We start from the raw sequence: 1,351 nt of genomic DNA on the forward strand, positions 1-1,351 counted from the left end.
AAAGATATTTCATAAAATAGATGAAATACTTATAAATAGACACAATAAGCAATATACAAAATTTGCTCTTTTAGCATCTTCTTGGATACATGATAATTTATTGCAAGAAATAATAGAAAGCAATCATACACATAATTTAAAAAAAGAGCCAAATAGAACAATAAATACTACAATTAGAGAAGTTTTGAAAATTTTGGAAGGTAATATTCGTTTTGAGTATGTTGTGTTTTCGGGAGCATATTTGGATATTTTGAAATATGTAATTGAAGAAAAAAACATGAATTACGATTTGGAAAATATTCCGAATTTACCACTACATTTAGAATGTGGTTCAGCTGATCCATTGGTTATTAATTTGCTCTCGTTAGGATTATCAAGACTAACAAGTATCAAGCTTAAAAAATCTAAGTTCTTTTCTTGTGATGAGCCAACAGCGACAAATTGTTTTAAGGCTTTACAAAATACTAATATTGATATTTTAGATATGCCGTTAATATGTAAACAAGAAATTAGGAACTTAGCAGAATAGCCTGAGCCCGAAGGGCAAAAACGGTATTGCAAATATTCTGTGCCATGATAAAATCAATCAAAAGGAAACCCATGAAAGCAACAATCGGTATTTTAACCCTCTCTGACCGCGCGAGTGCGGGGGTGTATGAGGATATTTCAGGCAAGGCCATCATGGAAACATTGGCGGAGTATTTGACGAGCGAATGGGAGCACGAGTACGATGTCATCCCCGATGACCAAGCGGGCATTGAAGCCAAGCTTATTGAGATGGTCGATGTCAAAGGGTGTTGTCTGGTGGTCACCACAGGGGGCACAGGCCCAGCCAAGCGCGACGTGACGCCCGAAGCCACCGAAGCCGTGTGTCAAAAGATGATGCCAGGCTTTGGCGAACTCATGCGTCAAACCAGCCTTCAGTACGTGCCTACGGCGATTCTCTCTCGTCAGACCGCGGGGATTCGCGGTAGCGCGCTCATCATCAACCTTCCTGGCAAACCCAAATCCATCCGTGAGTGCCTCGACGCGGTTTTTCCCGCCGTGCCTTACTGCATCGACCTTCTTGAAGGGCCGTATTTGGAGTGCGATGAGAAGATTATCAAGGTCTTTCGCCCTAAGCAGTAGCCTTGCATGTAAAGAGTTTTGACGTCCACAACGAAAATGCTATCGTTGTGGATTTCTCTATCTTGACACTTTTGTATCTTTTAGGATACAATGACCTTCATGTATGAAATCAAAAAAACAGACACTTTTGACGCATGGCTTAGGGGACTAAAAGACCTCAAGGCTAAAATCACCATTGCTAGGCGTATCGACAGAATGCAAGGTGGCAATTTTGGCGACGTTA

At 40.9% G+C, this 1,351-nt stretch carries 2 protein-coding genes; both read left to right on the plus strand.

The annotated features are described in order from the left end of the window. Positions 1 to 529 (plus strand): hypothetical protein (locus tag JWV37_RS12590; protein ID WP_205460233.1); only part of this gene is annotated, 529 nt, incomplete at its 5' end. A gap of 71 nt (positions 530 to 600) precedes the next feature. Then, on the plus strand, positions 601 to 1,128 hold the full coding sequence (mog, locus tag JWV37_RS12595; protein ID WP_205460235.1) for a molybdopterin adenylyltransferase: 528 nt from the start codon (positions 601 to 603) through the stop codon (positions 1,126 to 1,128). Positions 1,129 to 1,351 lie beyond the last annotated feature (223 nt).

Origin of the sequence: Sulfurospirillum tamanense (genome assembly GCF_016937535.1) — a bacterium.
Lineage (GTDB): Bacteria > Campylobacterota > Campylobacteria > Campylobacterales > Campylobacteraceae > Sulfurospirillum_B > Sulfurospirillum_B tamanense.

Bases quoted from the DNA above. Each gene is read 5' to 3' on its own strand.
- mog (WP_205460235.1), top strand. From the start codon at position 601: ATGAAAGCAACAATCGGTATTTTAACCCTCTCTGACCGCGCGAGTGCG.